The 6,887-nt window shown below is 46.7% G+C and carries 6 protein-coding genes; all 6 read right to left on the minus strand.

Going from position 1 to position 6,887, the window contains the following annotated elements:
* Window positions 1–9: 9 nt before the first annotated feature.
* The 6 genes from ACFILH_RS02180 to ACFILH_RS02205 all read right to left on the minus strand — a co-directional run bounded on the left by ACFILH_RS02180 (window position 10) and on the right by ACFILH_RS02205 (window position 6,720).
* Window positions 10–471 carry a phage tail protein gene (locus ACFILH_RS02180; RefSeq protein ID WP_375667292.1) on the minus strand — a complete coding sequence of 154 codons (462 nt, stop codon included), beginning with the start codon at window positions 469–471 and terminating at the stop codon, window positions 10–12.
* A gap of 13 nt (window positions 472–484) precedes the next feature.
* Window positions 485–2,821 (minus strand): phage tail tape measure protein, encoded by a 2,337-nt coding sequence (locus tag ACFILH_RS02185; protein WP_375667293.1) that lies wholly within the window; start codon window positions 2,819–2,821, stop codon window positions 485–487.
* A gap of 131 nt (window positions 2,822–2,952) precedes the next feature.
* On the minus strand, window positions 2,953–3,366 hold the full coding sequence (locus ACFILH_RS02190) for a hypothetical protein (protein WP_375654686.1): 414 nt from the start codon (window positions 3,364–3,366) through the stop codon (window positions 2,953–2,955).
* Between the two features lie 9 nt (window positions 3,367–3,375).
* A complete protein-coding gene (locus ACFILH_RS02195; RefSeq protein WP_375631781.1) occupies window positions 3,376–3,894 on the minus strand; it encodes a phage major tail tube protein in 519 nt (172 codons plus the stop codon).
* A 3-nt stretch (window positions 3,895–3,897) separates the two neighbouring features.
* A complete protein-coding gene (locus ACFILH_RS02200) occupies window positions 3,898–5,181 on the minus strand; it encodes a phage tail sheath C-terminal domain-containing protein (RefSeq protein ID WP_375631786.1) in 1,284 nt (427 codons plus the stop codon).
* A 180-nt stretch (window positions 5,182–5,361) separates the two neighbouring features.
* Complete coding sequence (locus ACFILH_RS02205) at window positions 5,362–6,720, minus strand: Bgr_08870 family protein (protein ID WP_375667294.1); 1,359 nt, start codon at window positions 6,718–6,720, stop codon at window positions 5,362–5,364.
* Between the last annotated feature and the right edge of the window lie 167 nt (window positions 6,721–6,887).

Raw genomic sequence — 6,887 nt, forward strand, 5'->3', positions numbered from 1 at the left:
CTGGTATCTTCATAGAGTTTGTCCCACTTGGATTTGTCCCTCTTGGTATTGTCCTTGTGGTTTTCCGCCATTAAAAAAGGGAAAGAGCGTAATGGAATAGCGGATGCGTTGGGATTGACCAGAACGACTGATATAGTCATGGTCTTTATTGATCGTGGTGATTACTACGGGTCCATGGAGAAGGACACTATAGGTGGTATCATTGATCCAATGAAGCATCTGGACCGGCTTTGCTCTTCGGATAGTTGTAGTGATGGCATCAATGGCTACACGGTCACCAAATTCTTCTGGAAACCAAACTCCATGAATGGTCTTTGCATCATTGCCATAGCCGGTAAATTGCAAACTGGGTGCCTTGCCAAAACGCTCCATACAAACCCATGAGGCAGAAAACTCTTCTTCAAAAGATTGGGAATTCAGCCAATCCACATAAAATTGATGCGGTCCTAACATCATCAAAGGATCTCTCATAGGCTCCCTCCCCTCATTCTGTCCCGCCATGCAGCGCATTAGCGCGTGCCCGTTGCAAAGCATGGGCAACCGCACGACCAGTGGCCATGGGTTCACGCGCCCCATTAACATGCACTGTGACATTTTGATTGTGTGTGATGGGGGAACGGTCTTTGTCTCTTTGCTCTCTCGCAGATGAATTTACAGGAGAAGCCCCCGCAAATTGTGGTATGGGCTGAATGGCTGTTTTACCCCCCAAAAAACTTGGCAAAAAATCTCTTACATGAATGGAACCAATCCAACCCTTAATGCGACTAGGAAAAGATTTACAATAATCCATCAATTGTGAGATAGACGACATAAAGCCATCGACAATCGAATTAGCCAGATCTTCGCCCGCTTGTTCCATACCAGCCTTGGCAGCATCCGAGAGCTTTTCCTGTGTAAAAAAACTCTTCAACCATTGCCAAAAGTTGGAAAAGCTTTGTTTAACGCCCTCCCACAAATTGCCAAACCACTCGACAACAGCGCTAAGCTCTTGTTTAAACTTTTGCCAAGTTTGAGAGAAATCAAAAGCAGCAGCAATGATATTTTTCCATTTGGTGATGGTGGTGGTATCAGCACCAAAAAAGCGCATGACGGCTTCAAAGGCACGCCCCCAAGCCCGAGATACCCCCCGTGCAAAACCTTTGACAAAAGAAGAAAAACGATCCCAATATTTCCACAAAGCAAAACCAGCAGCAAGGATGACAGCCACAACAGCAGCAATGACCGCCCCGATCGGGGTAAAAATACCCCCCACAACAGAGGAAAGACTTGCCCCAACCACTTCGATCACTGTCCCCATCCAACCAAAAGAGGCAGCAAATGCACTTCCTGAGACAGCAATCCCCCGTAAAGCCCCTACCAGTAAAGTCATGGGGCGAAGAAGACGCAGCGCACTTCCACCAAAGCTTGCTGCTATTAAACCCAGCGAGCGCCCTGCGGCTGCTAAGCCCCGCCAGCTTGCAGCAACACCACGACTAACAGCACCCATCTTGATAAAAGAGCCCATCAATTGAAGAAGCCCAAGGCGTGTCCTAGCAAGAGTAAAACGCAACACGCGCAGAGCAATATTAAAAGCCATGAGGGCGGCAATGGTTTTGATAATGGCGCTTGTTAAAGTTGGGTGCGCATTCGCCCACGCCATCAACCCATTGGTAAAATTACCAACAGTTTCCATGAGACTGTTGAGAGGAGGCAGAAGCACTTCACCAATGGTGATGCCCAGAGCCACAATACGGTTTTGTAAGAGTTCAAATTGCCGCATGGCGCCGGTTGCTTGTTTGTCTGCTTCTTGTTCTACCGAACCTTTAAAGACTTGTGGATCTTTCACATACTCTAAAGCTTGCCCTAACAATTCGGGGTTACCCACCAATTTGGCAAAATCACCGGTAAAATCGCGCCCCGCAATGGCAATCAGCGAGCGCATCCCCTGTTCGGATTTACCCAACACATTAAAAAAGCGCACCAAGGTGCCGGTGGCATCTTTGTCCAGATCTTGCATGAATTTTTCGCGAGAAAGCCCGATATTGGCAAAAGCATCTTCAATATGTTTGCCTCCTGCCTGAATACGCGCACTCATGGCATTAAAACCACGCGCGGCACTCTCAGGAACAATCCCAGCAGAAATCATCGCCGTACCAAATGCCGCAGTTTCGCGCGCTGTCAACTTAAACATGGTTGCCGCACCGGTGGCACGATTGGTAAAATCAGACACTTCACTGGCCTTTGCCGCCATGTGATTAGAGAGATGATTGATAGCATCGCCTAGATCTTCAATGCCTGCTTGATTAAGCTTAAAGACATTGCGCAATTTGGCAAAGCGCTCCCCAATCTGATCTCCCGTCATATCAAAAGCTACAGCTGCTTTAGCGGCATAAATGCTAAAAGCTTCTAGATCTTGTTCGCCAATCCCTGCTTGGCTGGCACTGGTCATCAATTCTAAGACTTCACGCGCCGCTAACGGAATCTTGGTGGAGGTTTCAAGCGCAAAACGGCGCAATTCCTTTAAGCGATCAAGGGGGGCATCGAGAACCTTTTCTAATCCCTTCATCGATTGATCAAATTGCATGGCTTTATAGAGGGGTGCAATTAAGGTTGCTGTTTGCGCAATGGCACCCACCATACGCCCCCGCGCATGGTTAAAAGCATTTTCCGCATTCTTTGTCGCATCCTCAAGATGCTCAGGGTCAAACCACCCTTTAAAATGCTGCCTTGTCTTGTTTTGGAAATGTGCAACATCTGAACTAAAGGCTGCAAGATCCCGCTTGGCAGAAGCTATCCCCTCTTGCAGATGATTGACAAAACGCACAACAAGGGAAACATCCATGACGATTCTTTATCCTAACTGATGACTTTCATATTCTTGAGCTTTCAGGCGTGCGAGTTCTTCTCGATAGGCAATCACATCCAGCCAATCCATCTGGTTAATCTCTGAAGGCGCCCAGTGATAATAAAGGGCTAGTTCTGCCCCAAATTGTCTGGCAGAGAGGATTGGCGTTGCGTAAAAAAAGCAAAAAAAGCCTTCAATATTGCGACAATATCCATCACATCAACTCGATCAATCAATTCAATAGATTCACGTGACATATCAGCCAAAAGTGCTGTGATGCCTTCTGTTGCCTCACTTGTGAACAAAACTTGAGAAAGCTTCGTGATAAGCACATCATTGCTCAAAGTTGTTTTTTGCTCTCCAAACTCAGGAAGCAGCAGCTCTGTCAATTGTGGTCCAATGAGCACCGCTAATTGCTTGGCATGCTTAAAAGTGGGGCGATAAAAGGTCAGTTTCTTGCAGAGAGATTCTTTGCCACTTTTATCTTGATAAGGAAGCGGAACCTGCAATTCCACGTCAATGCTGGTTTGTAAACTTGTCATGATCAATTCCTATAAGTTGAGAATAGAGCGGCGGCGAGAACCGATCTCTTGCCCATTGCGGACAAGCCAGCCGCCCCGTTTAAAGGAAAAGCGGTGCAAAACAGAACCATCCCAAAATTCCGTATAGTCCCAAACATTTTTGATCTCGCAATCATAGCCTGTCGCTTTTCCAGCTGTTAAGCCTTCGCTATCGACTTTGACCAACCGCCCTGTCACATCAATGGAATGTTCATGCTCACGCCCATCTTCTTCAGAGATCACATGTTTTTTGCCAGTGAATTTATGACGAAGACCAGGGGGACCACCAAAAATACCGATGACCTCAGGGGTATGGCTGCGGATTTTCATTTGCATGCTCAAAGCTTTCACACCAAGACCGCTCACATCAATCTGCATATCAGAGCCCCCTGGTTGATAGGTTTCGGTGATTTCTTCCAACGTAGGTAATTTGAGGGTTTCAAGATCAAGATGTAGATTCACATCATCATCAATAATCAAGGTAAAACCGCGTACAATGCGTAAAGTCACGCTTTAACTCCTTGCTGCTTTGCGATAAGTTTCAAGCGTATCGCCAAATTGATAAGTCATTTTCTTTTGGATATCTTGCGCCAGCCGATCAAAATAAGCGCTATTGCGCCGGCTGCCGAAACTCAAATCTTCTAAAGGTGGCACTTCTTCTGCATCAAATTCCACCCGCAATTTTCCCAATTGTAAAGTGCTGTTGGAATTTAAATCGCGGTCAAACCAAACACGGCCACCCAAAAGCGCACCACGCGCAATCATATCATCAAGAAACTGTGTAAGGCTGCGGGTAATGGCAATAACATGTTGGCCAGTAAGGTTTTCATCATTCGCCCAAGGGCGGAAATTGTTGATGATCGTTTTTTCCAAAGCTGCACGGGTGCGCACCACATTGACAAAGCGCCAAAGTGGATCACTGGAGGTGGTATGATTTCCCCATAAAATGCGCCCATTGGAAGCTACTTCTCCCTGCGCATTTTGGCTAAGCCGTGCTGGAATAAAGGTCGCAATATCGGCTTGGTTAAGGCGATTTGCCTCATGATCAATTTCGCCATCAAAATAGCTAATGGGGCGTGCTGTCCCTAAAATGCCATGCACATCTTGGTTGGAAGGAGACCAAAAAACACCGCCCCTTTGCTTGTCACGTTTGATAAACATGGCGGCAGCAAAAGGACTTGCCGGTTTAACACTAACACCCCCCTCACGATTTGCCACCCGTACAAAGGGATCAATCAAATAACAAAAGCGTGAGGAAAAATCTGCACGATAGGCAAGACTTTCTTGCGTGTTTTTACCACCCGTATCAAACACGGCAATGGCTTGCAACTTTTCTGCCACTTGTTCTAAAGCATCTGCCACGGGGTTTTTACCATTATCAATCCGCCCTGCACTATAAGCCGGTGCTAAGAGAATTCCAGGTTCCACCCCCAAATGCCCCCGCGCATGCGCTAAGGCATGCACACCGGTCAAGTGAGTATTGGATCCCACCATTTCGGTTTGTGTCTCAGCAATGGTTGACTTTTCTTCCACACGCACAAGGATAATTTGTGCCTCAATCCCCTGCGCGCACACGGCTTTAATCACATCAAGAGCCGTGCCTCTTGCCCCAAGCTTTTGGATTTTCTCTGTCTCATGGGTGAAGACCAACACGGGCTCGTCGAGGGGAAAAACTTGGTTGTCAGCATCAGGGGCTGTAACAACCGCCCCAATGGCGGTCTGATCAAATGTTGCTAAAGGACGGGAATCCTCACCAGCCTCTACAATGCGAATCCCATGATTAAATTCTATTGCCATCTTGCTCTCCAAATCAATGAAGAGAGAATAACAACCATCACCATGCTCGATAAGACTGACACTGTCAGTCAAAAAAAGCCCTTTCAAAGGGCTTTGAAAGAGCAATAAAAGGACTTAAAAACATATAAGCTCGCTTATACAATAAGCACCATTTGAATTGTGCTCTCTTTGATTATGTATTTAATCTTTCCACAATCTTATGAGGACAGCGCCATCAGCTCCAGCACCGCTTGGAGAGGAATCTCCATGAGAGCCAGCACCACCTCCACCAAAACCACCCCCTCCTTTTCCTGAAGCACGAAAACCTTTTCCTGTTCCTCCAGGACCACCTCGAGATGTATCACCCCCAGCATCACCACCACTTCCACTTACACCACCACGGTTACCATCTGTTCCAGGATGGCCATTCTCGCCCTTGAAAAGACCGGGGCGATCATTCGTCGCCAAGCCAAAATTTCCCCCCACTCCTCCAGCTCCACCATTTCCTGGAAAAGATGATGAATAAGCCCCTCCACCACCATGACCTCCTGTTGCTGTGATAAAATCCTTGCCAATGATTGTTGTTCCACCAGAATTCCCTGTCGCACCACGCGAGGCAACAGAATCTCCTCCTTTACCAACGATGATAGCTTCATTCCCAGCTAAACTCGCTTTATAGCCATACCATACTGAACAACCACCACCACCACCACCTCCTCCTAAACTTGGTGTATCAGATCCACCCCCACTACCGCCGCCGCCCCACGCTTGGATTTCTACTTTGGTTTTATCGGTTACCCAGTCTGGCCACTGAATTTTACCATCCTGCGTATACAGCAATTCAGCATCAGCAAGTTCTGGCCAATTAATGGGTTTATCAGTAAAAACTTTTTTAAGACTCTTTATTTCTGCCCATATTTCCTGCTTGAGGGCATCCACTTGCGCCTTGGTATAAACAACATCACCGTCCACTTTAAGCGGTCCTTTAAGCGAGCTTCCGCTTGTGCTTAAACTGGTAACCATTTCACCATTGTGGATGAGGCTAAACGACGAATTGCCCAAAAGCTCTAAGGCACCACTCATAGTCACTTTGCTGGTAAATTTATTGTAATTTTTCCATTCATTTGGACTTGTGAGGCGTCCATAGCTTGTCAGATCTTCGTTGATTTTGGTTCTAAAATCATCAAGCCCCACAATATCTTCGGTTTTATGTTGATGCGCGCCTAACAGAGAGATAGCACTCCCAAAGGTGAAGTTATTATTGCTTGATTTATAGAGAACATAATTGTTGGCAGCATCTTGTGCACCCTCGATATCACCTAAATCTTTTAAAGTGAAAGTTTTATCCGCTGCCATCTTGCCCTTCAAGGCTGCTTCAAGATCTGCAACATCACTTATTGTGTGCGTGTGTTTTGAAGGCGCTTTTCCCTCTACCTTGTCCTCAACATCTGCAATGGCTTGATCAATTTTGGTCAAGTTTTCGCGCAAGATTGGGAATTCAGAACTGATAAAGCGTCCTTCTTTAGGCAATTCCATGTCGAGTTTTTTGGTTTTTGTCATCTCTCATTTTCCCCTCATAATATGCCGGCGCCAAAATCACACACCATTGGCCGCGCTGCTGGTCCACCGGTAAGCGTGAGTTTCAAGCGCGCTTGTTTGGCGCCTTTATCACCACTGATAAATTTGCGCTCTGTCCAAAGGGGCTCGGATAACTGCTCTGTTTCCTC

This window comes from Bartonella sp. CL435QHHD (assembly GCF_042195095.1).
Taxonomy (GTDB): domain Bacteria; phylum Pseudomonadota; class Alphaproteobacteria; order Rhizobiales; family Rhizobiaceae; genus Bartonella.